The organism is Kitasatospora viridis, assembly GCF_007829815.1.
Classification (GTDB): domain Bacteria; phylum Actinomycetota; class Actinomycetes; order Streptomycetales; family Streptomycetaceae; genus Kitasatospora; species Kitasatospora viridis.
In genome coordinates this window covers 364,604-387,999 of record NZ_VIWT01000006.1, presented here as the reverse complement: position 1 = coordinate 387,999, position 23,396 = coordinate 364,604, and the positions used below count along the sequence as shown (strand labels likewise).

Below are 23,396 nucleotides of genomic sequence, written 5' to 3'. Positions count from 1 at the left end.
GGGTGGACGGGAGAGTAGGTAGTAATTGCTCAATAACTTTCGTGGCCATGAGGCAGCCGCCCGGGCGCGACCCGGACCGCTACGACACCTCCGGCGACTCGGCGGCGTCGTCTGCGCCGCACTTCCCGGCACCCCAGAGGCCCTCCCAGACCCGGTGCCCGGTCGGGAAGCCCATGGCGAGCAGGGTGTTGATCAGCATGCCGTAGGCGAAGAACCCGGTGACCTCCTCGGTGGTCATGCCGGCCGCCACCCGCACCGAGTCCCACAGGTCGAGCCAGAGCGCGCGCACCGCCTCGCCGACCTCCTCGTCGCCCTCGGCCCGGGCCGCGGCGGTGGAGACGTACATCTGGAGCTGGAGCAGCAGCAGGCGGCTGTGGTCCGCGACGAGTGAGACGTAGGCGTCGCCCATCGCCTTCGCCCGGGCCTCCGGGTCCGCCAGCCCCTCCACCGCGCCGAGCAGGGCGTCCTTGACGTCCTGCGTGCAGCGCCGCACGGCCGCCTCGAACAGGGCACGCTTGTTCGGGAAGAGCCGGAACAGGTAGGGCTGGGAGACGCCGACCCGGTTCGCGATCGCCTGGGTGGAGGTGCCGTCGTAGCCGCGCTGGGCGAACTCGATCATCGCGGCCCGGACGACGCTCTCGCGCCGCTCCTCCGCCGACATCCGCATGCTGGTCCTGGCCATGCTTCGAGGTTATTGAGTAATCACTTACTACGTCAAGACCCCTCCGCCGAATCCTGCCGAAAAATTGCAACAGCACTTATATAAGTGCTGTTACGATCCGGGCATGGCTGACCCTTCATCAGATCCCACCCAGCAGAGCCTCTGGCGGCCGCTGCGACTCCTCCAGGCGTCGCTGGACGCCGAGATCGGCCGGATCTACGCCGAAGCCCGGATCGAGGGCCTCAAACCGACCTGGGTGCTGGAGCTGCTGCGCCTGCACGCCCTGGGCCCGATGACCATCACCGAGCTGGCCGACTCGGTCGGCCGCACCCACTCGGCGCTCAGCCAGAAGGTGGCCGCGATGCGGGAGGCCGGCTGGGTGCGGACGGTGAGCGGCGACGACGCGCGCACCAAGAAGGTCGCGCTCACCGAGCAGGCCCGGGCCGTCACCGGGCGGCTGGCGGCGGAGTGGCGGGCCACCGAGGCCGCGCTGGCCGGGCTCGAAGCCGAACTCCCCTACCCGCTCAGCCGGGTGGTCACCGACATCGAACGGGCCCTGGAGCGCCGCAGCTTCCACGACCGGATCGCCGAGCTGCTCGCCGAGGACCCGGAATGGCACTGAGGCACACCCTGCTGGACATAGGCCCGCTGCGCTCCTCCCCGGTCTTCCGCCGGCTCTGGTCCGGCATGGCGCTGTCCGCCTCCGGCAGCCAGATGACCCTGGTCGGCGTGATGTTCCAGGTCTGGCAGGCGACCAGGAGCACCGCGTGGACCGGCGCCGTCGGCCTGGCCCAGGCGGTGCCGCTGGTCGTGCTCGGGCTGTTCGCCGGCTCGCTGGTCGACCGGGTGGACCGGCGGATGTGCTACCTCGTCAGCACCGCCGGCCAGGCCCTCTGTTCGGTGCTGCTGGCCGCGCAGGGCGGGTTCGGCCGGCTGCCGGCCGGCGGGGTGCTGGCGCTGGTCGCGGCGCAGGCCTGCTTCGGTGCGGGCAGCGGCCCGGCCGCCCGCACCTTCCTGCCGCAGCTGCTGCCCAAGGAGCAGCTGGCGGCCGGTCTGGCACTGCAGCGGATCGGCTTCCAGGGCGCGATGCTGGCGGGCCCGGCGCTGGGCGGGGTGCTGGTGGGCTGGCTGGGCGTCGGCGGGTGCTACCTGATCGACGCGTTCACCTTCTGCGCCGCACTGTACGGCGCGTTCGGCCTGCCCCGGCTGAGCCCGGGTGCGGCCGCCGCCCGGCCCGGGCTGCGCGGGGTGGCGGACGGCCTGGCGTTCCTGGCCCGCACGCCCGCCGTGCGCGGCGCGCTGCTCACCGACCTGGCGGCCACCGTGCTGTCGATGCCGATCAGCCTCTTCCCGCTGGTCAACGCCGAGCGGTTCGGCGACGATCCGCGCACCCTCGGGCTCTTCCTCACCGCGCTGGCGGTCGGCGGCATCCTCGCCTCGGTGTTCTCCGGGAGCTTCACCCGGCTCCCCCGGCCCGGGCTGGTGATGCTCTGCGGCTCCGCCACCTGGGGTGCGGCGCTCGCCCTGTTCGGCCTGGCGCCGAACCCGTGGGTGGGGCTGGCGTTCCTGACGCTGGCCGGGGCCGCGGACACGGTGGCCGTGGTGTCCCGCAGCACCATCGTCCAGACGCACACGCCGACCGAGCTGCTCGGGCGGGTCGGCGCCGCCGAGCAGATCGTCGGTCAGGCCGGGCCCGACCTGGGCAACATGCGCGGCGGCCTGGTGGCCGAGGCCTCGTCAGGTGCGGCCGCGCTGGTCAGCGGCGGGCTGTTGTGCGTCGGCGCGGTGCTGCTGGTGGGGGCCGCCACGCCGGGGCTGCGCTGGTCCACGAAGGTGGCGGCGGCCGCGGAGCAGGGGTAGACGGGCTGAGCGGCCCGGTGCCCGGTGCGGGGGCGCCGGGCCGCTACAACGTCCTGCGCTACTTCGCGGCCTGGTGGCGGGGGTGCTTGGCGGCGCGTTCCGCGCAGGCCTCCTGCTGGAGGATCACGGCGATCTGGTCGACGTCGTCGTTCACGTCGAAGAAGCCCTGGATGTCGGGCACCGCCGCGCCGTTGACGCCGACGAAGAAGGTGTAGAGGTGGCCGTCGTCCGCCTGCAGGTAGCCCGCGTAGGTCTGCGCGTTGATGGCGATCTGCTGGTTGAGCAGGTCGCCGCCGATGATGGTGCCGGGCTTGGCGAAGACCTTGCCCTTGGCCGGGCAGTCGGTGGTGCAGTAGAGCGCGCCGGTGCCGGAGACGCCGAGGATCGGCAGCGAGGTGCGGAAGGCGTCGGCGTCGGGGGTACGCAGCCAGTAGGCGAGCAGCTGGTTGAGCCCGGTGGGCGTGACCCGGTCGACGGGCACGTCGCCGCGGCCGTCGGCCATCTGGAACTGGGTCGGGTCGACGTTCGCCGTCTGGGCGAGGAAGTCGTGGATCACCGGGAAGCCGTCGAAGCAGTCGCCGCTGCCGCGGTTGGCGGCGATGTTGCACAGCGCCAGGTTGGCGCCCAGGTTGTGACTGACGTTCAGGATCAGCTTGGCGTAGTCGCGGTAGGGCGCCGAGACGAGGGCCGCGACCTGCGGGTCGCCGCTGTAGGAGGCGGGCAGCGCGCCGGCCGGGTTGGCGCCGGTCGGCGGGGCGGTGACGGTGACCCCGGCGCGGCCCAGGGCCTCGATCAGGGCGGTGCGCCCGAACGCGTCGGGGTCCTGGATCTGCGAGGTCTTCAGGGCGGGCTGGGAGTCGGCGGCGATCGTGCCGGAGAGCGTGATGCCCGTGCCGTCGGGCGAGGTGGCGACCTGGATGTCGGTGGTGCCGCCGGCCGCCACCGTCTGGACGGTGGAGGTGACCCGGTAGGGCGCGACCTGCGGGCGCCAGCTCAGCTGGGCGGGCTGCCCGGCGGCGGTCGGGGTGGTCAGCAGGTCGATGACGTTGTCGTTGATGATGAGCGGGGTCGGCTGCGGGGTGATCGGCGGGGGCGCGAAGAGCCGGGAGTCGATGACGACGTCGCCGTCGACCTGGGTGATGCCCGAGTCGCGGACCTGGTGGGCGATCTGGTCCAGGCCGGCCAGCGGGTCCTCCGGGGTGAGGGTGGCGCCCGGGAGGTCGTCGGCGTAGGTGTGGTCGATGGGGGTGAAGTCGATCGAGCCGTCGGGCTTGGTCCGGCCGCCCATGGTGAGGTCGCCCTGGGCGACCAGGGCCAGGTTCCCGGTGAGCGTCGAGCCGTCGAGCCGGCCGATCGCGTTCACCGGCGTGGTGAAGCGGTGGTCCGGGCCGAGGGCGTGCCAGGAGCCCGAGAGGGTGATCAGCTTGGTGGTCGAGCCCGGCATGAAGAACTGGTCGGGGTTCATCGAGTGGATGACCCGCCCGTCCGACGGGTCGACCTCCAGCAGGCCCCACTGCGCGTGCTGGTAGGCGGGCTTGTGCATGATCGCGGTGATGTCGGGCGAGAGGTCGCGGTGGGGGTCGTTGCCCGGTGCGGCGGCGGCCGTGCCGGTCACCACCGCCAGGGTGACGCCGACGGTGGCCCAGGCCCGGAGCCGACCACGGATCTCTGATCTCATACGCCCAGCCGTTCTGGAGTCGGGAGCGCCGCCGCGCGGAGTGCTGACGGCGCATCATGGTAAGTACACGGACTCCGACGGGTGGGCCGCCGTGCGGCGTGTTGACGGTTCGTGGGGTGATGATCAGCCGGTCGGTCGAGCGGTCACCCCCGCTGCATCAAGCAGTTGGTCCATGAGTTCGGCGACGGCCTGGATCTCGCCGGGCTCCGGCAGCACCCGGGGGCCGCCGCGCAGCTGCCGCAGGAAGGCCACCACCGCGTCGGCGGCGGCGGGCCCGGGGCCGTGCAGCAGCGGCTCGGGGCCGCGGCCCTGATCGAGGGTCAGCGATCCGTCGCGGACCTCGGCCACGCCGCGCGCTGCGGTGATCCGCACCGTCAGCCCGCCGGACCGGCAGGCCCAGTCGGTCCGCAGCGTCGCCGTGGCCGCGCCCCAGCCGAGCTCGGCCCGGCCGGCCAGCACCGCGCCGCCCGGCCGGTCCCGGCGGACCCGGACCGCACGTGGCCCGCGCGGCGCCGGGCCCAGCCAGGCCAGCAGGTCGACCAGGTGGATGCCGAGGTCGGCCAGGGCGCCGCCGGGCAGCCGGGCCGGGTCGGCCATCCAGGCCGCGCCGCCGGTGAAGGCGCCGCGCAGCCAGCCGTCGTGCCGGTAGGCCAGTTCGGCGGAGCGGGGCTCGCCGAGGCGTCCGGTCGCGAGCAGGCCGCGCAGGGCCGCGAGGGCCGGGCAGCAGCGCAGGAACATCGCGGTGGTGACCGGCGCGGCCGCCGAGCGCAGCAGGGCGGCCGTCGCGGGTGCCGTCGCGGCCAGTGGTTTCTCGGCCAGCACCGGGACCCCGAACCGGGTCAGGCCCGGCAGCATCCGTTCGCGTTCGGCGGTGCTGGCGCCGCAGATGATCGCGTCGGCCCGGGCGGGGTCGGCGCAGCGGGTGGCGCCGGCGCGTTCGAGGCCGGCGAGGTGGTCGGGCAGGTGGATGTGGTCCTGCCCGACCACGGCCGTCCGCAGCGGGATCACACGGCCGCCGGCACGGGGTCGAGCCGGGTGAAGCCGCGCCGGCAGTAGACCAGCGGCGGCTCCTGCGAGACGGCCGTCCGCACCACCCGGCCGACCAGGATCGAGTGGTCCCCGCCGTCGAGCACGCTGTGCAGGGTGCAGGCGATCCGCGCCGTCGCGTCCGGCAGGCCGGGCAGGCCCAGTTCGAGCGGACGGGTGTCGGCGGCGGCGAACCGGTCGGTGCCGGAGGTGGCGAACCGCTGGGCGACCTCGGCGTGCTCCGCGGAGAGCACGTTGACCAGGAACCGGTCGCAGGTGCTGAAGGCCCGGTGGGTCGAGGCCTTCTTGTCCAGGCAGACCAGGACCAGCGGCGGGTCGGCGGACAGGGAGGTGAACGAGCTGGCCGTGAAGCCCCAGGGCCGGCCCAGCGGGTCGACGGTGGTGGCGATCACGACCGGGCCGGGCACGGTGGCCATGGCCTGGCGGAAGTCGGGCTGCGGGGCGGTCATCTCAGACGGGCTCCTTGGGCTGTTAGCGCACGGGCGGCCGCCAGGTGCCGCGCACCGCGTCCCCGCGTGCCATGGCGAGCTGCTGGTGGGTGCCGATGTCGCGCCAGTAGCCGCCGGGCGTGCAGCCGTAGAGCGGCTGACGGGCCGTCATCAGCCTGGGGAAGACGTCGGTCGCCCAGTCGCAGGCCCCGTGCGGGGTGATCCAGCGCAGGATCCGCGGGTCCATCAGGTAGATGCCGGTGTTGGCGGTGTTGCTGGGGGCGGTGCCGGGGGCGGGTTTCTCGACGAAGCGGCGGATCTCGCCGTCGGGCGCGAGCTCGACCACGCCGAGGCCGGTGGGGTCCTCGACCTCGGTGAGGCAGAGGGTGGCGATCCCCGGGTGGGTGGCGTGGAAGCGGGCCAGCCGGGTCAGGTCGATGTCGGTCAGCGCGTCCGAGGAGATGACCAGGAACGGTTCGTCGGTGTCGAGCAGGTGCCGGGCCGCGTACACCGCGCCGGCCGTGCCCAGCGGCTGCTCCCGCTCGCGCAGGTAGGTCAGCTTGACGCCGACCCCGTCCCCGTCGCCGAAGTGGTCGATGATCTGGTCGGCGCGGTACCGGACCGTCACCACCGCGTCGGTGACGCCGTGGTGGCGCATCAGTTCCAGCACGTGGCCCATGACCGGGGTCCCGTCGATCGGGACCAGCGGTTTGGGAATGTCGTCGGTGATCGGGCGCAGGCGGGATCCGACTCCGCCGGCCATCACGACGGCCTTCATCCGGGATCCTCTCCGAGAAGGGGCCCACCGCCCGCCGGGGGCGGTGGGCCCGGCGGCGTGGTACTCAGCGGAAGTCGACGACGGTCTTGAGGTGCGGGGTCGTGCGGTAGTTGTCGAGGATGTCGGTGAGGCCCCGGTAGTCGTCGAAGTGGCACACCTGGGTCTGCAGGGCGGCCGCGTCCACGATCCCGGCGCGCAGCACGTGCATCGCCGAGGCGATCACGTTGGCGCTGCGGTGCATCGGGAAGAAGCGCACGTCGAAGGGGGCCGCCGTGATGTTGATGCCCTTGGCGAGCATCAGCCAGGTGTCGAACTTCTGCATCTCCTGCGAGGCGCCGTAGAGCACGTAGGTGCCCTGCGGGCGGATCTTGCGCATGGCGATCCGGCGCGGGTCCTTGTCCTCGTCGGCGACGTGCACGGTCGGCAGGGTGTCGAAGACGTAGTCGTAGCTGCCCTCGGGCACCGTCTCGGCCAACTCGTCCGGCACGTAGGCGTGGTCGGAGAACTGTTGCTCGGCGAAGGCGCCGCGGTGCTTGTTGAGGTCCACCGAGACGATGGAGCGCGGGGCGAAGATCCGCTTGATCAGGGAGCCGGCGATGATGCCGATCGGGCCGCTGCCGAGCACCAGGACCCGGTCGCCCGGGGCCGGCGGGTTGGTCAGCACCGAGCGCATGGCGCCGGTGGTGGGCTCGATCAGCGAGGCGTGCAGGTCGTCGAGGTCGTCCGGGACCTTGACGGCGGAGGCCATCCGGTCGTCGTAGAAGTTGCGGTCGGCCCAGAAGGTGTCGGCGGTGACCTGGCCGGAGAAGATCGGGCGCACCGAGCGGTACTCGGCGAAGCCGCCGAAGTCGGTCTGGCCCCAGTAGACGATGCGGTCGCCGATTCTCACGTCCGCCGAGTTGTCGAAGCCGGCGCCGATGGCGACGACCTCGCCCAGGTATTCGTGCCCGAGGATGACCGGGTATTCCTCCGGGAACAGGTGTCCTTCGTAGTACGAGATGTCGGTCGAGCAGATGGAGACGCAACGGGTCTTCAGCAGCAGCCCGTCGTGGGGCAGCTCGGGGACCGTCACGGTCGACAGCGCGGTCTTGCGCGGGGCGATCAGCTCGACCGCTTTCATGGTCTGCGGAATCGTGGGCAGGGCGAGGGTGGTGGCTTCAGAGAGCATGCGGAGATGACCCTTCGTTTGCCGAGTGGAATGACCGGGAATTGACCGCGCATCAGGCCGTCGGGCGCGCCTGGGAATGCCGCCGCAGCCCATTCGGCGGGCGGATGTCGGCGGGCGGATGTCGGCGGTGCGCAGGGGAACGGCTGCCGGCGCCGCGACGGTGCGGCGGGCGGGCGCGGGAGGAACGCGCGCGGCAGAGGGGGCCGCGCGGGAGAGGGGCGGCACCACGGTGTGCCGGCCCGGGCGCGCCGCGGCTTCCGCTGACGGCGCGTCGGCCGTCGCGCGGTGCGGGCGCGGGGAGGATCGCCGACGGCTTCCGGTGGTTTTCGACCGGGCGGCCGGGAACGGCGTGCGGGGAATTGTCGTCAGGTAGTACTGCGGTGCGGGCGCAAATGCGCCGGGCGGGCCGCGGTTCAGCGACGGGCGTGCAGGCCGCCGCCGAGCCGGTACTGCCCGACCATCTCGAAGTTGGCCGGGGCCAGCGTGATGTGCTTCACCGCCGTGTGGATGTCGCGGAAGCTGCGCTCCAGCGGGTGCGAGCGGTAGGTCGAGGTCGCCCCGGCCAGCTCGTAGGCGGTGTGGACGGCGGCCACCGTGTGCTCCGCGGTGGTCGCGCAGACCAGGCGCACCAGGGCGGAGAGCGGCTCTCCCCCGGTCTCCCCGTGGGTCTGCGCCTGCTCGGCCGCGTCGTCCACCACGCAGTGCGCGGCGTGCAGGGCGGCGCGCGCCCGGGCGAGGCGGTCATGGACGGTGTGGCTGTTCTTCAGCGTGACCTTGCCCTCGGAGGGGACCTTGGCGGCCGCCAGCTCGGTGAGCAGGTCGAGCGCGCCGTCGGCGATGCCGAGGGCGGTGGCGGCCGCGGTGAACGGGCCGAAGTCGTAGTATCCGATCCCGTAGCCGCGCCAGGGCGTGACGGCCGGCGGGGCCCAGAGGTCGGCCCCGTCGACGGTGAGCTCCTCGGGCACGAAGACGTCGCTGACCTGGTAGTCGTGGGAGCCGGTGGCGGCCAGGCCGGTGGTGTGCCAGGTGTCCAGCAGGGTCACCTGCTCGACCGGCACGAAGAGCATCCGCACCGCGCCGGTGGGCTCGCCGCCGGTGGTGACGCGCGCGGCGGAGACGATCCAGGCCGCGCCGGCGGACCCGGAGGCGAAGCCCCAGCGCCCGTCGAGCCGGTAGCCGCCGGCCACCCGCTCCGCCGTCCCGGTCGGGTGGACCGAGCCCACCACCAGCCGGTCGTGCGAGGAGAAGACGGTCTTCGCGGCCTCCTCGGTGAGGTAGTCGGCGATCCGGCCGATCGCGCCCTGGACGCCGATCTGCCAGGAGACCGAGGCGTCGTGGCGGCTTATCAGGGAAATGGCCTTGATTCCGGCGGTCAGTGGGGCCTGCTCGCCGCCGAGGCGGCGGGAGACCCACATCCGGTGGAAGCCGAGTTCGGCGATCTTCTCGAAGACGGCGGGGCCGGAGGCCCGCCTTTCCTCGGCCGGATCACGGTCGGAATCGATGACGGGAAGCAGCTTTTCGGCCCGGGCGAGCCAATCCGCCGTTGCGTCCGGGGTGTCCGGGCGCGAGAACAGGGCGGGCCCGGAAGTACTGTGCGGCATGCTGGTTGATCCCCCCATAGACGTCGAAAGGTTGGAGCGTCAGTGGTTCGACTGTACTGCGACACTAGTACTACTGGAATGAATATAGGCCCACGCCACGGCAATACACAAGTCCTTCACGTAGAGTGACTATTCGTCAGTCCTTCTCAGGAGCTTCACAACAGAAATGACGCTCCGTCACGAGCTAGCGCGGGCCTTGCGGCAAACCGCACCCGCCCGGTTCCGAGTCGGCGCCCGTCCACCGTAAACGCACACCGGCACCGTCAAAAAGATTTAACATTCCTTCAGTGCACGGGTTCTGCCAGGTCAGCTCGGGTTTTCCCGCGGCGGGCGGGCGGGATTGCGATCCACGAGTTCACGAAGTCGCAACGCGGACCTCATTCCACCGGAATCCGCACGACGGTCCGGGCCGCGCGACGGAATCCACGGGATGCGGACGGGCGCCCCCCGTGCGGAGAACCGCGCGGGGGGCGCCCGTCGGGGCCGGCGGCCGACCGGTCGGGTCGGACCGCTCAGTGGCCCACGTGCTCCACGGCCGCCGCCGGTTCGGTGCTCGGGCCGGCCGGCTGCCGCTCGGCCCGCCTGGTCAGCGGGAGCGCCAGCAGCGCGCCGACCAGCATCAGCACCGCCGTGATCCACACGGCCGTCCCGTAGCCGGAGGCCTGGGCGGCGGCCAGCGGCGACCCGCTCAGGTGCGCCGTCCCGCTGTTGGCGACGGCGATCAGCGCGGCCAGCCCGATCGCGTTGCCCAGCGAGAGCGTGGTGGTGGCCATGCCGTTGGCCACCCCGGCCTGCTCGGGGGCCACACCGGTGGCCGCGGCGATCCACATGGCGGTCCAGGTGACGCCCTGTCCGACGCCGGAGACCACCAGGCCCGGCACCAGCGCGAGGTAGGAGGAGTGCTGGTGGAAGCCCACCGTCATGACCGCGGTGCCGACGGCGCCGACCAGGAACCCGCCGAGCAGCGTGGCCCGGGTGCCGAAGCGGGTGGTGAGGCGCTCGCCGACCTGGGTGCCGCTGGCGATGGCGACCGAGGGCACCAGGAAGCCGAGCCCGGACTGCAGCGCGCTCAGGCCGTGCACGCCCTGCATCAGGGTGGTCTCGAAGTAGGGCAGCGCCCCGAACGAGCCCATGTAGAGGAAGGTGACCGCGGCGGCGATGATCAGCGAGCGGTTGCGCAGCAGCGCGGGGGGCATCAACGGATCGGCCGAGCGCGACTCGATGACGGCGAACAGCCCGAGCAGCAGCACCGCGAGCACGAACGCCGAGATCCCGGTGGCGGATCCCCACCCGGAGACGGGGCCCTGGACCAGACCGAAGACCAGCAGGGTGGCGCCGGCCGTGACGGTGAGCGCGCCGGGCAGGTCGAACCTGCGCCGCTCGGTGACGGCCGGGTCGCGCGGGACGAAGAGCAGCGCGCCGACCAGCACGACGGCCGCCAGCGGCACGTTGACGAAGAAGACGGCGCGCCAGCCGAAGCTCTGGGTGAGGATGCCGCCGAGCAGCGCACCGATCGTCAGACCGGAGGCCCCGGCGCCGCCCCAGACCGCGAGCGCCCGGTTGCGCCGCGGCCCCTCCTCGTAGAGGGCGTTGATCAGCGACAGGGTCGCGGGCAGCAGCAGCGCGCCGCCGATGCCCTGGATCGCGCGGGCGACCACGATGATCGCGGGGCTGGTGGCCAGCCCGCCGGCCAGCGAGGCGAGGGCGTAGAGCGCCAGCGCGGTGACGAAGGTGCGGCGGCGGCCGAGCAGGTCGGCCAACCGGCCGCCGAGCAGCAGGAATCCGCCGCAGAAGACGGTGTAGGCGCCGACCACCCACTGCTGCGTCTGGGCGGTGAAGCCGAGGTCCTTGCCGATGTCGGGCAGGGCGACGAAGACGATGTTCAGGTCGAGCGAGTAGATGAGCTGGGCCAGGGCCAGGAAGGCCAGGACCACTCCTGGGCGCAGGGGGCGGTTGACGGGCATGGGGTGCCTTCCGATCGTCAACGAAGGTACGTAGATACCGGTACTGTCGTACCGTAGTCGTAGCGATACACCCCGCGCTACCCTGAACACAGTTCGGTTGTCCTGCCGTCCGCAAAGCCTCGTACGATCGGAGGCGTGGTGCTACCCCACCATCCCCACCGCGACCAGATCATGTTGGAGAACGTGCTCTCGGCGCTGTCCAACCCGACCCGCCTGGCGGTCGTGAAGGAGCTCGCCCGCACCGGGCCGCGGTCCTGCGGTTCGCTCCTGCCGGACATCTCCAAGTCGACGCTGACGCACCACTGGCGCGCCCTGCGCGACGCCGGGGTGGTCTGGCAGCAGCCCTCCGGGCGCGAGAACATCCTCACCCTGCGCCACGAGGACCTCGACGCGCGCTTCCCCGGGCTGCTGGACAAGATCATCGAGGTGGCCGGGAGCTGACGCCCCGACAGCCCAACGCCCCCGGAGCCCCGTCCAGGGCTCCGGGGGCGTCCGGGTGCCGGTCCGTCAGGCCCGCTCGGCCCAGCGCACCACCCGGGGGACGGCCAGGCCGACGGCCGCGAGGACCGCGCCCAGCAGGATCCAGCCCGGCGCGCGCCAGCCGATGCAGAGCAGGCCGAGCAGGGACGGCGAGGCCACCCCCACCAGGCCGCTGCCCCACTTCGCGACCGCCGCGTACTGCCCCTGCGCGTGCGCCGGCGCCAGGTTGAACCGCAGCTCGAACGAGCCCGCCGCCTGCAGCACCTCCCCGACGGTGAACACCGTCACCCCGAGCAGCACCAGCCCAGCCGCGAACCACCCGGGCCGCCCCGCCGCCGCACCGATCAGCGCCGCCCCCGCCAGGAACGCCCAGCCCGCACGCCACCAGGCCCGGGCCGCCCCCGCGTTGGTCTCCACCCCGCGCCCGGCCCGCACCTGGAGGAGCACCACCAGCACGGTGTTCAGCAGCACCGTGGCGCCGACGAACCAGCGCGGCACCTGGGTCTGCCCGACGATCCACAGCGGCAGCGCGAAGACCAGCACGTCACCCTGGATCGAGGCGATGCCGTTCAGCGCCACGAACGCCAGGTACGGACGGTCCGTCAGCGCGCGGCGCCGGGGCGCACCGGCCGGCGCCGCCACCGGCGGGACCGACGGCAGCCGCCGCACCACCGCCGCGCTCGCCAGGAAGCTCAGCGCGTTGCCCAGCACCAGGCACAGGTAGGCGCCGCGCGAGTCGAGCTGGATGGCGAGCCCGGCCAGCAGCGCGCCCGCGCTGCCCGCCAGGTTGACCGCGGACCGCAGGTAGGCCCGGTAGCGCGTCGGCCGCGGCCCGGCCACCGCGCGCAGCAGCGGCGCGCGGGCCGCCGAACTCGCCGAGCCGGCCAGCTCGGTGACGCAGACCACGAGGACGAACAGCCAGAACGAGCGGACCAGCACCAGCGCCGCCATGGCGACCGCCTGGCAGAGCAGGGTCAGCAGGTAGACCTCGCGCGGTCCGCGGCGGTCGGCGAGCCGGCCGACCGGGATCCCGGAGAGCAGCCCGACCAGGCCGCCGATGCCCATGCCGAGCCCGACCCGCTCCACGGACAGCCCGATCGACCGGGTGAAGAACAGCGCGGCGCTCACCATGAAGACCCCGCTGCCCAGTTGGTTGACGAAGGTCGCCACCGCCAGCGTCCGCCGCGGGCCCGCCTCCGGCAGCAGGCCGCGCGCCACCGCCCAGGACTGCCGATCCGTCCGCTCACCCTGCTCCGGCTGCTCCGCGTCCACCAGTTCCCGCACCGTCACCGGTCACCATCCCCCCAGCTCAGCGGCGAGGCCCGTGCCTGCGCCGAGCTCGGAGTATGGGGGCTGGAGGAGTGCCGCGAGAAGGCCTCGCCGAGGAGGCGAAACTCACCGCGCGAGCGGGAATCCGGGGGCTCCGGCCGCCGTTGGAACTGGTGTCGAGCGGTCAGGCGGCGGGCTCTTCGCCGGGGCTGACAATCCCTCACTTTCCGGACATCCGGCCGTTATCGACGGATCATCTGATCTGATGCTGAGCGATTCCTGATCAGATCGCGCACATGTGTTGACTCGATCGAAATGCTCACCCTACTTTCGGGGGCCTCCCCACCCGGAAGGACGCCCCCACATGTGGCTCCGCACCAGAACCGCGACCGCGGCGGGCACGGCACTGCTGTGCGCCGCGGTCTGCGCCGCCCCGGCGCTCTCCGCCGCCCCGGCGGCCGCCGCCACCGGCACCGTCTACCTGGACTGCTCGCGGTCCACCGACGGTGACGGCAGCCAGGCCGCCCCGTACGACAGCCTGGCGAGCGTCAACGCGCTCACCTTCTCCCCCGGCCAGACGCTGGCCATCGCGGCCGGCACCAGCTGCACCGGCACCCTGGCCCCGCAGGGCAGCGGCACGGCCGCCGCGCCGATCACCATCGCGCCCTACGGCAGCGGGCCCGCGCCGGCGATCGACGGCAACGGCGCCGAGAACGCGCTCAGCCTGACCAACCAGGACGACTGGACCATCGGCGCCATCGAACTGACCGACCCGGCCGCGACCGAGACCCAGCGCGAGGGCCTGCTGATCCAGTCCACCGACGGCACCGCGCACGGCGGCTTCGACATCGACGGCCTGATCGTGAACGACGTCGCAGGGCAGACCGACAAGGCCACCCAGGCCACCGCGTTCGCCAACTCCGCCTGCATCCGCACCGGCACGCTGAACACCGGCTCCACGCTGAACGACGTGCACGTGCACGACACCCGGGTCGGCAACTGCGGTGGCGGCGGCATCAAGGTCCGGGTCGGCGCGCTGACCGCGCAGGGCACCGGCATCCACGTGGACCACAACACGGTCACGGCGGTCGGCGGCGACGGCATCATCGCCTCCTTCGCCGAATCCCCGCTGCTGGAGTACAACACCGCGGCCAACCTGGGCACCGGCGACTACCCGTGGACCGGCGGCAACTTCGCCGGCATCTGGGTGCTCGGCGACCACGACCCGACCATCCAGCACAACGTGGTGTACGGCAGCGTCATGTCGGTCTACGACAGCGAGGCCTTCGACTGCGACTGGGGCAACACCGGCACCTGCCTGGTGCAGGACAACTACAGCCACGACAACGCCGGCGGGCTCTTCCTAAACTGCGACGGCTGCGGCACCTCGGGCGCCCCCACCGAGGTGGTGCGCGACAACATCGCGCAGAACGACTGCCGCATGATCAGCACCGGCGACAAGGCGACACTGCTCTTCTACAACAACGACGTCTACTGCCCGGGCACCGCGTTCAACATCCACGTGCCGGCCAACAGCACCCTGGAGAACAACATCTGGGTCGGTCCCACCACCTCCAGCCTGCCCACCGGCAGCGGGATCCAGTGGCTGTGGAACGTGTTCCAGGGCGTGCCCCGCCCGACCGCCAACGGCATCGTCGGCGACCCGGGCTTCAGCGCCCCCGGCAGCGGCGGCGACACCCTGGACTCGGTGACCGGCTACCAGCTGACCGCGGCCGCCCCCGGTCTGCTCAACGGCGGTGTCCTGGCCGACAACGGCGGCCAGGACTTCTGGGGCAACCCGGTCTCGGCCACGGCCAAGCCGAACCGGGGCGCTTACGACGGACCTGGGCGGTAGCGTTTGGTAAGCGCTTACCACCTGTGATGCAGCAGGCGGCCCACCCCGGAGCCGGGGTGGGCCGCCCAGCCGCCGTCAGAACCAGTGCAGGCAGTGCGGCGGGCGCGAGGTGCGGAAGAGGCGGTCGGCCAGCTCCACCGCCTCCGGGCGGTGCGCGCGGATGTGGCCGGCCCGCACCAGCGTGGTCGGGGCGGTGCCGCCGAGGTAGAGCGAGCCCAAGTCCCGGATGTCCAGCCAGAGATCGGGCTCGCGGTCGGTCGGCACGCACTCGGCCTTGCCGTCCCGGACGGTCAGCAGGTGGCGGCCGTGCTCGCCGAGGAACGGATCGCTGACGTCCAGCACCAGCTCCCCGTCGCCCGACCAGCCGCGCGCCGTCAGCGCCCGCGGCACGTCCAGCAGCCGCACCGAGAGCCAGTCCGTGTGGTTGACCAACTGCCCGGCGTTGAAGTCCGCGAGCTGCCAGCGCAGCGGGTGCTCGGGCGGGAAGTGCCGGAACACCACCTCGCGCACCAGGTCGTGGCCGAGCAGGTAGCGGGCCAGCGCGGTGAACACGGCGTCGTCGGCGGCGACGGTCTCATCGACCATCAGCACCTCGTCGTCGCCCAGCGAGTAGCACGCGTACCCGTCCGGGACACCGTCGGCGTCCCGGTGCAGGGCGATGTAGCGCGGCGCCGGGGCGATCGGCGGCTGGCCGGCGCGCAGCGCCCACCAGCGGTGCGGGCGGGAGAGCGCGCCGGGCTGGGCGCGGCGGTACCGGTCGTAGACCTGCTCCAGCAGGTCCACGCAGTCGGCCCGGCGCAGCAGCTCGACCGAGCCGCCGGCCGCCGCCCCCGCCCGGGGCTCGACCAGGGCGCCCCGGTGGCGCGGCACCGTGAGCCGCTGGGTGTAGGTGGCCGGCCCGTAGCCGAACCGGCCGTAGATCGTGGCCTCGGAGGCGAGCAGCACCGAGACGAACTCGCCCCGGGCCCGCAGGTCGGCGAGTTGACGGCGCATCATCGCGGTGAGGATGCCCTGGCGCCGATGCGAGGGCAGCACGCCGACGGCCGTCACGCCGGAGACCGGGGTGACGGCCTCGCCGGGCAGGGTGAGCTCGAAGGAGTACGCACCGGCGGTGCCGACCGGGCGGCCGTCCGGTGCGATCGCGAGCAGGCCGCGGTCCAGTTCGAACGCGGCCCAGAAGACGCCGCCGCCGTCCTCGTCCCGGTCCTCCCGGATGCGGGCGAAGGCGGCGTGGACCGTGTCGACGTAACGGTCGAAGTCCTGGTCTGTCGTGGCACGGATCTGCATCGCTGCGGCTGTCTCCCCTGGTCACCGGCACCACGAGCCGGGGTGCCGGGCCCAAGTCCAGCGGTGCCGGGTGCCCCGGGTCAACCGGATTTCCCGGGCCGGACGGATCGTCACCCGGGGCTTCTGCACAGGAGGTACCAGGGCATAGTGTGCGGCCCGTGGAGGAACTGGAGTTCAGCGCGGCCTACCGGTACCGCCCGTACTGGCCGGACGCCCGGCAGTTGCTGGCCCTGCTGGCCTTCCCGGCGGCCTGCGGGTACACGACTGCGGGGGTGCTGGGCGGCTGCATGGTGCTCGCCGGGACGGGGGTGGTGCTCGGGCTCTGGCACCTCGCCACGAGCAGGGCCCGGACGACCGTCGGAGCGGCCGGGATCACCGTGAGCCACGGGATCGGGCGCGGCCGAACGTACGGCTGGCAGGAGGTCCGGTGGGTCGACGCCGCCGCCTTCGTCGAGCTGAAGGAGCCGGCCGAGGTCGCCCGGATCACCCTCGCGAACGGACGCCGCCGCACCCTGCCCGGGCTCTCCCGCAGCCGCCGCTACCCCGACAGCGGGTTCGCGGCGGACCTGCGACGGGTCGTCGGCTGGTGGGAGCTGCGCACCCTGCCGGCCTCGCGGATCCAGCCGTCCGAGGGACGCTCGCTCACCCCGCTGATGTCCCGTCACCTCCCGGACGTCCTCGCGCTGGCCCTCGGCTGCGCGGTGGTCCTGCTCACCGTGAACTGACGGTTCAGCAGGGCCGCACGTGGTAGGCCGGGGCCCAGTCGTAGTTGCCTTGCAGGATCTGGTTGTTCGGGCCGGTGGTGGGCTGGACGGCGGTGATGACGTTGTAGTCGGCGTCCAGGATCCGGGGCTGCGTGCCGGCGCTCTCGTGGTTCGCCCAGGAGCCGGCGCCGTTCCAGCCGTAGAGGTTGAAGGTGGTGCAGCTGTACAGGTCGAAGCGGGTGCCCGACCAGGCGGTGCCGGTGTAGACGCAGAAGGCGGTGTAGGGGCAGTCCTCGCCGGTCCCGGCCGCGGGGACGCCGCGCACGCCGCCGACCGAGGCGCCGTCGTTGCCGCTCGCGGGTGCGCGGGTGGCCGCCGCGGCCGGGCCGCTCGGGCCGAGGACCACCGTGCCCAGTGCGGCGGTGACCGCCAGGGCCGCCGCGAAAACCGGCTTCAGCATCATCCGAAGCCTCCCGTCTCTGCTCGTGTGCGTCCGGTGCCCCCGCCGGTACTCCTTCCCTTCGGGTGGCCCGGGCCAAGCTCGCCCGATCGGATGAACGGGCCTCCCGCGCACCGGACCTGACGTGATGTCCGGCCCCGGCGCCGGGCCGGTTCCGGGGCGGCCGTATGATCACGCACCATGGCCGCCAGTGAACCCACCATCCTCGCCACCTCCGGCGGGCACCGCCCGGGTGCCCACACCATGATCGAGTTCGACGCGCTGGTGCACCACGCGGTCGAGCTCTCCGGGGTGCACGGCCGACGGCCCCGGGTGATGTACGTCGGCACCGCGATCGGCGACGCCGAGCACTTCACCGCCCGGGTGACGGAGGCCGCCAGGGTGGCCGGATTCGACCTGACGCCGCTTCAGCTGTTCCCGATGCCCAACCTGGCGGACATCGAGGGCGCGGTGCTGGAGCAGGACGTGGTCTGGGTGATGGGCGGCTCGGTGGCCAACCTGCTGGCCGTCTGGCGGGTGCACGGCCTGGACGCGGTGTTCCGGCGCGCCTGGGAGACGGGCGTGGTGCTCAGCGGCGTCAGCGCCGGGTCGATCTGCTGGTTCCAGGGCGGCACCACCGACTCCTACGGCCGCGAGCTGCGACCGGTCACCGACGCGCTGGGCCTGCTGCCCTACGGCAACGGCGTGCACTACGACGTGGACGCCGGCCGGCGGCCGCTGGTCCACCGCCTGGTGGCCGACGGCACGCTGCCCACCACGCACTGCACCGACGACGGCGTGGGGCTGGTCTACCGCGGCACCACCCTGGTGGAGGCGGTCGCCGAGACCGCGGGCAAGGCCGCCTACCTGGTCGAGCGCGAGGGCGACGGCGCCGTCGAGCACCGCCTGGAGCCGCGCCTGCTCCCCCGGCCCTGAGCCACTCCTGAGCCGGCCTCACCCCGGGTTCTGCGGCCGGGCGGTGAAGTCCTTGCGGCGGATCAGCAGGGTGGCGAGCACCGCCCCGGTCAGCGCGACCACGCCGGTGACCACCAGTAGGTCGTCGAGCCCGCCGGTGAAGCTCGACCGGATCGCCGTGCGCAGCACCTGCTGCTGGTCCGGCGGCAGGCCGGCGCCGGTGGCCGCGCCGCCCTGGCCCTGGCGCACGGCGGCGGCGAGCTGCCCGGCGCGGTCGGCCAGCGGGGTCCGGGCGAGCGCGTCGGTCAGCCGGTGCTGCAGCGAGTTGGTGAAGATCGAGCCGAGTGCGGCGATGCTGGTGGCGAGGCCGACCTGACGGAAGGTCGAGTTGATGCCGGAGGCCATGCCGGCCCGCGCGGGCTCGACCACGCCGATGGCGGTGGAGGCCAGCGGCGGGTTGACGAAGCCGGCGCCGAGGCCGGAGACGATCAGGCCGGGGACCAGGTGGGTCCAGGTGCTGTCCGCGTCCAGGCCGGTCATCATCAGCAGTCCGACGCCCACCGCGAGCAGCCCCGGCCCGATCAGCCAGCGGGCCGGCACCCGCTCGGTCAGCCGGCCGGCGACGGTGGCGGCGACCAGCATCGCCCCGCTGGAGACCAGCAGCCGCGCCCCGGTGGCCAGCGCCGAGTAGCCCAGCAGGTTCTGCAGGTAGAGCACCAGGTAGAGGTACATCGCGAAGAGCGAGCCGTTCATCGTGAAGGCCGCGCACAGGCCGCCGACGAAGGCCGGCTTGCGGAACAGCCGCAGGTCGAACATCGGCTCGGCGACGGTCAGTTCGGCGATCAGGAAGCCGAGCAGCAGGGCGCCGCCGGCGGCCAGGGCGGTGAGCGCCCCGGAGTCGCTCCAGGTGGTCTCCCCCGCCCGGATCAGGCCGTAGACCAGGCCGACCAGGCCGGCGGTCAGCAGGGCGAAGCCCGGCACATCGGGCCGCCCGGGGTGGGGCGCCCGCGACTCGTCGACCCGCCGGCGGGTGATGGCCAGCGCGGCGACGCCGATCGGGATGTTGACCAGGAAGATGCCGCGCCAGCTGATGCCCGTGGTGATCACGCCGCCGAGGATCGGGCCGAGCGAGACGGCCACCCCGGTGATCGCGCCCCAGACGCCGAACGCAACGCCGCGGTCGCGGCCCTGGAAGCTCTGGCCGAGCAGTGCCAGCGAGGTGGCGAACATGATCGCCCCGCCGATGCCCTGTCCGGCGCGGGAGACGATCAGCATCAGCGGCGACTGGGCCAGGCCGCAGAGCAGCGAGCCGAGGGTGAACACCACCAGCCCGACCGAGAACAGCCGTCGGCGCCCGTACCGGTCGGCCAGCACGCCGGCGGTCAGCAGGCAGGAGGCGAGCGCGAGCGCGTAGGCGTCGACCACCCACTGGACGTCGCCGAAGCCCGCGTGCAGGGCGCGCTGGATGTCGGGCAGCGCGACGATCACGATGGTGACGTCGAGCAGCAGCATGAAGGTGCCGACGCACACCGCGAGCAGGGTCCACCACTTCTTGGCCATCCGCGATGGGTATCCCGGCGGGCGGGCGGCTCAAACCGGCGGGCACCCGATCGTGGCGGCGCCCGATCGTAGCGGCACCCGGGGGCGCCGGCCCGGAGGCGCCGGCCCGGATCGGTCAGGAATCGAGAAGCCGGGCGCCGGGCGGGAACGTAGCGTGAAGTCACCGCCGGGGAACCCGGTGCGCAGCGCGATCGTCCCCAGGAGAGCCCATGTCGTACGCCGTCGACTTCGTGAACGTGTCCACCACCGGCCTGGAGTCCTCCCCGGTCGTCGAGGCCCTGGCCGGGCTGCGGGCCAACGAGGCCCGCTACTACAAGAACAAGTACGACCACGTCTTCACCGTCACCCCGGCCGAGCAGGCGCCGCAGGTGCTCGACTGGGTGACCGGCATCCTCGCCCAGGAGCGCGAGATCGTGATCGCCTCCCGTCCGCTGGAGGTGTCCGCCTTCGAGGTGGACGGGCTGCGGATGGCCTACGTGTTCTACGAGTCCGGCCTCGCGGTCAACGTGATGTACGGGCTCGCGGAGGGGGCCAAGCGGGCCGTGGGGTTCAAGCTCTCGGACGGCATGGAGGTGCCCGAGGAGCTCGCCGACCGGTTCAAGTTCGCCCGTCAGAAGTCCAAGCTGGCCGGGACGATCCGCGGCTCCTACTTCGTGATCAAGGGCGAGCACTGACCCCCGGGGCCGGGTCCGGCCGCCGCAGCACCTCGGCCGCGTGGTCGCAGAGCGCGGCGCGGTGCGGGCAGCCGGTCTTGGCGAGCAGGCTGGCCACGTGCTTCTCGACGGTGCGCGGCGAGATGAACAGCCGCTGGGCGATCTCCTGGTTGCCCAGGCGGTGCAGCAGCAGCAGGAAGACGTCATACTCACGGGCCGTCAGGCCCCGGCGGCGCAGCTCGGCCGGCACCGCCTCGGTGCCGGTGCGGCGCTGCGGGACGCCGGCGCCGGCCCGGCGCAGCAGTTCGCGGCAGGCGACGGCGACGGCGGGGACGGCGCCGGCGTGGAAGTACTCCTCAGCGCCGCGCAGCCACTCCACCGGTTCGCCCCAGCCGTCCGCCAGGGCCGCCTCCGCCACCAGCCGCAGGCCGAGCCGACGGGCCATCAGGAACGGGGCGCCGACCCGGCCGGCCTCGGCGACGGCCGCCCGGGCGGCCGCGGTCCGGCCGGCCCGGCCCTCGTGCACCGCGTGGGCGAGCCGCTCGAACTGGCGGTTCCACGGCAGCATGGCGGCCGGGTGGGCGGCCGCCTGCTCGTGCTCCGCCGCGTCGGCCTGCCCGGTCAGGGCGCGCAGCAGCGGGCGCAGGCCGTAGCGGCCGCTGAGGTAGAAGACCGAGGGGTTGCGGTCCTCCCAGGCCAGCGCCCGGTCGAGTTCGTCCAGCGCCTGGGCGCGGTCCTCCTCCAGCAGCGCGCAGACGGCCCGGCTGCCGAAGACCAGCGGCAGTTGCAGCGAGCGCTCGCCGTCCCAGCGGCGGAACTCGGCGAGCTCCCGGTCCATCTCGCGCCGCCGGCCCTGGTGGGCGGCGAGCGCGGCCCGGGTGAGCAGCACGAGCTGGTGGTTGTCGGCGTTGCGCAGGCGGGCGGTGGCCTCGACGCAGCCGTCGGTCAGCTCGCGGGCGGTGGCGTACTCGCCGCGCAGCACCGCCTGGATGGCCAGGGTGGCCTCGGCGCTGTGCATCAGCACCAGGGCGCCGTGGCTCAGCGCGGCGCGGTGGGCGCGCTGCAGCCGGTCGCAGGAGCCGCTGCGCAGGAACTCGTTGGCGCCCAGGCGGATCAGCAAGGTGACCTGCCAGCCGGTCAGCCCGTGCTCGGTGGCCAGCGCGAGGCCGCGCTCCAGGCAGGCGTCGGCCCGGTCGAAGCCGTACCGGCGTTCGAACAGGGCCAGCAGGTCCCAGGCCTGGCAGGCGACTTCGGCGAGCCCGACGCGCTCGGCGCCGGCCGCGGCCCGGCGGGCCAGCCGTTCGGCCTCCGCCGCGCGGTCGGTGTCGGGCCCTTCGACGCCGGCGAAGACCAGGTAGGCCTCGACCACGTCGACGGCGGGGGTGTGAGTGGCGCTGATGAAGCCGCCGAGCCGGCTGCGGACGTACTGCACCCGGGCGGCCGCCTCCTCGTAGCGCCCGGCGGTGACGGCGGCCCAGGCGAGCCGGGTGTGCAGCGCGAGGTCGCGGCCGGTGCCGAGCACGCCCGCGCCGGCGGCCGGCAGCGTCTCGACCAGGCCGGTCGCCCGGTCCAGTTGGCCGGTTTCGATCAGGGTGTAGGCGAGCTGTTCGGCCACCCGGGAGCGGTCGGCGGCCTCGGCGGGTCCGGTGAGCAGCCCGTGGGCCTGTTCCAGCAGCGAGACGGCGGAGTTGACGGCGCCGCCGGCCAGTGCCGCCCGCCCGGCCTCGGCGAAGTGCAGGGCGGCCGCCCGGGTGTCCCCGGCGGTCAGCCGCAGGGCGGCGACCTGTGGGCACCACTCGCCGGGCAGGCCCGGGTGGGCGCGCTCGACCGCGTCGGCGGCCTGCGAGGCGATGGCGGCCCGTTCGGCGGGCAGCAGTTGGGCGAGCAGGGCCTCGGCGGTCAGCGCGTGGCGGAACTCGTACCAGTCGCCGACCGGCCCGCTGGGCGAGATCAGCTGGGCGTCGATGCCGGCCCGCAGGTGGACCAGCAGGTCGCGGTCCTCCAGCCCGGTGACGAGTTTGAGCACCGGCAGCGAGAACCGGCGGCCGAGCACGGCGGCGGTGTCCAGCATGGCCCGCCCGGCGGGGCTGAGCCCGGCGGCGCGCTGGGCCACGCTGTGCACCACGGTGGTGGGCACGTCGATCCCGAGGTCGCCGTCGACCTGCCAGTCGCCGACCGGGCCGCGGCGCAGCACGCCCGCGCTGACCATGCCGCCGAGCAGTTCCTCGACCACGAAGGGGTTGCCCTCGCCGTCCCGGACCAGCCGGTCGGCCACGGCGGCGGGCAGCTGCCCGTCGTCGACGGCGAGCGCGGCGGCGGCCATGGTGCGGACCTCGTCGCCGGTCAGCGGCCGCAGTTCGGTGAGCACGGCGGTGCGGCGCAGGGCCGCCGTGCGGGCCAGTTCGCCGGCCTGGTGGGCGTGCGGGCGCAGGGTGACCAGCAGGCAGACCGGCAGGCCGCGCAGGTTGTCGCAGAGGTACTCGACCACGGCCAGGGTCTCGGCCTCGGCGTCGTGCAGGTCCTCGATGACCAGCAGGCAGCCGGGGCCGCGGTGCTGGGTGAGGTCGCGGGAGATCGCGAGCAGCAGGCGCAGCACCGCCTCGGCGGTCTCGAAGAGCGAGGGGGCCTCGCCGGCCGGTTCGGCGGCCCGCCACTCGGGCAGCAGGCTGCCCAGCGCCGAGCGGTACGGGGCCAGTTCGGGCAGCTGCGGCGGTCCGCCGAGCCGGAAGTGGGAGAGCAGCGCCTCGGCGATCGGCCGGAACGGCATGGTCACCCCGCTGGTCGCGGCCCGGCCGCGCAGCACGGCCTGGCCGCCGGAGAACGCGCGGTACGCGCACTCGGCGGCCAGTCGTGACTTGCCGATCCCGGCCTCGCCGAGCAGGAAGACCGCCCGTCCCTCGCCCTGGCGTGCGGCGGCGAGGGAGTCGTCCAGCAGCGCGAGTTCGTCGCCCCGACCCACCACCACGGGTGATGAGATGAGCATGCTGAGAGGCTATGTCAGGAGCTGACGATCCGCCAGAAAACCTGGTGGCCGGTTTGTCCGGCGGAT

Annotated in this window: 20 protein-coding genes; 7 read left to right on the top strand and 13 right to left on the bottom strand. The window is 73.4% G+C overall.

The window, feature by feature from the left end:
- Positions 1–79: 79 nt before the first annotated feature.
- On the bottom strand, positions 80–682 hold the full coding sequence (locus FHX73_RS40830) for a TetR/AcrR family transcriptional regulator (RefSeq protein ID WP_246214191.1): 603 nt from the start codon (positions 680–682) through the stop codon (positions 80–82).
- Between the two features lie 103 nt (positions 683–785).
- Between FHX73_RS40830 and FHX73_RS40825 the strand changes: the two genes are divergently transcribed.
- Positions 786–1,283 carry a MarR family winged helix-turn-helix transcriptional regulator gene (locus FHX73_RS40825; RefSeq protein ID WP_145911134.1) on the top strand — a complete coding sequence of 166 codons (498 nt, stop codon included), beginning with the start codon at positions 786–788 and terminating at the stop codon, positions 1,281–1,283.
- Positions 1,274–2,521, top strand: a complete 1,248-nt coding sequence (locus FHX73_RS40820) for an MFS transporter (RefSeq protein WP_145911133.1) — start codon at positions 1,274–1,276, stop codon at positions 2,519–2,521. The genes FHX73_RS40825 and FHX73_RS40820 overlap by 10 nt, the downstream gene beginning before the upstream one ends.
- 58 nt (positions 2,522–2,579) lie before the next feature.
- On the opposite strand, the gene dacB is transcribed toward FHX73_RS40820, so the two are convergent.
- The 7 genes from dacB to FHX73_RS40785 form a co-directional block, all read right to left on the bottom strand.
- Positions 2,580–4,199 carry a D-alanyl-D-alanine carboxypeptidase/D-alanyl-D-alanine endopeptidase gene (gene dacB, locus FHX73_RS40815; protein WP_145911132.1) on the bottom strand — a complete coding sequence of 540 codons (1,620 nt, stop codon included), beginning with the start codon at positions 4,197–4,199 and terminating at the stop codon, positions 2,580–2,582.
- Positions 4,200–4,322: 123 nt separating this feature from the next.
- Positions 4,323–5,207 (bottom strand): Gfo/Idh/MocA family protein, encoded by an 885-nt coding sequence (locus FHX73_RS40810; protein WP_145911131.1) that lies wholly within the window; start codon positions 5,205–5,207, stop codon positions 4,323–4,325.
- Entirely contained in the window at positions 5,204–5,695 is a 492-nt protein-coding gene (locus FHX73_RS40805; protein WP_145911130.1) for a flavin reductase family protein, read from the bottom strand. The genes FHX73_RS40810 and FHX73_RS40805 overlap by 4 nt, the downstream gene beginning before the upstream one ends.
- Positions 5,696–5,717: 22 nt before the next feature.
- Positions 5,718–6,452: a nucleotidyltransferase family protein gene (locus tag FHX73_RS40800; protein ID WP_145911129.1), complete on the bottom strand. Its 735-nt coding sequence runs from the start codon at positions 6,450–6,452 to the stop codon at positions 5,718–5,720.
- Positions 6,453–6,516: 64 nt separating this feature from the next.
- Positions 6,517–7,620: a zinc-dependent alcohol dehydrogenase gene (locus FHX73_RS40795; RefSeq protein ID WP_211786496.1), complete on the bottom strand. Its 1,104-nt coding sequence runs from the start codon at positions 7,618–7,620 to the stop codon at positions 6,517–6,519.
- 413 nt (positions 7,621–8,033) lie between these two features.
- Positions 8,034–9,221, bottom strand: coding sequence for an acyl-CoA dehydrogenase family protein (locus FHX73_RS40790; protein ID WP_145911128.1), 1,188 nt, complete (start codon positions 9,219–9,221; stop codon positions 8,034–8,036).
- Between the two features lie 512 nt (positions 9,222–9,733).
- On the bottom strand, positions 9,734–11,185 hold the full coding sequence (locus tag FHX73_RS40785) for an MFS transporter (RefSeq protein ID WP_211786495.1): 1,452 nt from the start codon (positions 11,183–11,185) through the stop codon (positions 9,734–9,736).
- A 135-nt stretch (positions 11,186–11,320) separates the two neighbouring features.
- Here FHX73_RS40785 and FHX73_RS40780 point away from each other — a divergent pair, with 135 nt between their 5' ends.
- Positions 11,321–11,626 (top strand): ArsR/SmtB family transcription factor, encoded by a 306-nt coding sequence (locus FHX73_RS40780; protein WP_342795370.1) that lies wholly within the window; start codon positions 11,321–11,323, stop codon positions 11,624–11,626.
- Between the two features lie 66 nt (positions 11,627–11,692).
- Here FHX73_RS40780 and FHX73_RS40775 read toward each other — a convergent pair whose 3' ends face one another.
- Positions 11,693–12,955 (bottom strand): MFS transporter, encoded by a 1,263-nt coding sequence (locus FHX73_RS40775; protein ID WP_145911127.1) that lies wholly within the window; start codon positions 12,953–12,955, stop codon positions 11,693–11,695.
- A gap of 343 nt (positions 12,956–13,298) precedes the next feature.
- On the opposite strand from FHX73_RS40775, the gene FHX73_RS40770 reads away from it, so the two are divergent.
- Complete coding sequence (locus FHX73_RS40770) at positions 13,299–14,789, top strand: right-handed parallel beta-helix repeat-containing protein (RefSeq protein ID WP_145911126.1); 1,491 nt, start codon at positions 13,299–13,301, stop codon at positions 14,787–14,789.
- 75 nt (positions 14,790–14,864) lie between these two features.
- Here the strand turns inward: FHX73_RS40770 and FHX73_RS40765 are convergent, their stop codons facing one another.
- Positions 14,865–16,076, bottom strand: coding sequence for a GNAT family N-acetyltransferase (locus FHX73_RS40765; RefSeq protein ID WP_145911125.1), 1,212 nt, complete (start codon positions 16,074–16,076; stop codon positions 14,865–14,867).
- Positions 16,077–16,234: 158 nt separating this feature from the next.
- Here FHX73_RS40765 and FHX73_RS40760 point away from each other — a divergent pair, with 158 nt between their 5' ends.
- Entirely contained in the window at positions 16,235–16,801 is a 567-nt protein-coding gene (locus tag FHX73_RS40760; protein ID WP_145911124.1) for a PH domain-containing protein, read from the top strand.
- 4 nt (positions 16,802–16,805) lie between these two features.
- Here the strand turns inward: FHX73_RS40760 and FHX73_RS40755 are convergent, their stop codons facing one another.
- On the bottom strand, positions 16,806–17,240 hold the full coding sequence (locus FHX73_RS40755; RefSeq protein WP_145911123.1) for a hypothetical protein: 435 nt from the start codon (positions 17,238–17,240) through the stop codon (positions 16,806–16,808).
- Positions 17,241–17,420: 180 nt separating this feature from the next.
- Between FHX73_RS40755 and FHX73_RS40750 the strand changes: the two genes are divergently transcribed.
- Entirely contained in the window at positions 17,421–18,155 is a 735-nt protein-coding gene (locus FHX73_RS40750; protein ID WP_145911122.1) for a Type 1 glutamine amidotransferase-like domain-containing protein, read from the top strand.
- An 18-nt stretch (positions 18,156–18,173) separates the two neighbouring features.
- On the opposite strand, the gene FHX73_RS40745 is transcribed toward FHX73_RS40750, so the two are convergent.
- The gene (locus tag FHX73_RS40745) at positions 18,174–19,694 is read right to left on the bottom strand and encodes an MFS transporter (RefSeq protein ID WP_145911121.1); all 1,521 of its coding nucleotides are present in this window, start codon (positions 19,692–19,694) and stop codon (positions 18,174–18,176) included.
- A 209-nt stretch (positions 19,695–19,903) separates the two neighbouring features.
- Here FHX73_RS40745 and FHX73_RS40740 point away from each other — a divergent pair, with 209 nt between their 5' ends.
- Positions 19,904–20,368, top strand: coding sequence for a phage tail protein (locus FHX73_RS40740; protein WP_145911120.1), 465 nt, complete (start codon positions 19,904–19,906; stop codon positions 20,366–20,368).
- On the opposite strand, the gene FHX73_RS40735 is transcribed toward FHX73_RS40740, so the two are convergent.
- Positions 20,352–23,330, bottom strand: coding sequence for an ATP-binding protein (locus FHX73_RS40735; protein WP_145911119.1), 2,979 nt, complete (start codon positions 23,328–23,330; stop codon positions 20,352–20,354). The two genes, FHX73_RS40740 and FHX73_RS40735, sit on opposite strands and share 17 nt — an antisense overlap.
- Between the last annotated feature and the right edge of the window lie 66 nt (positions 23,331–23,396).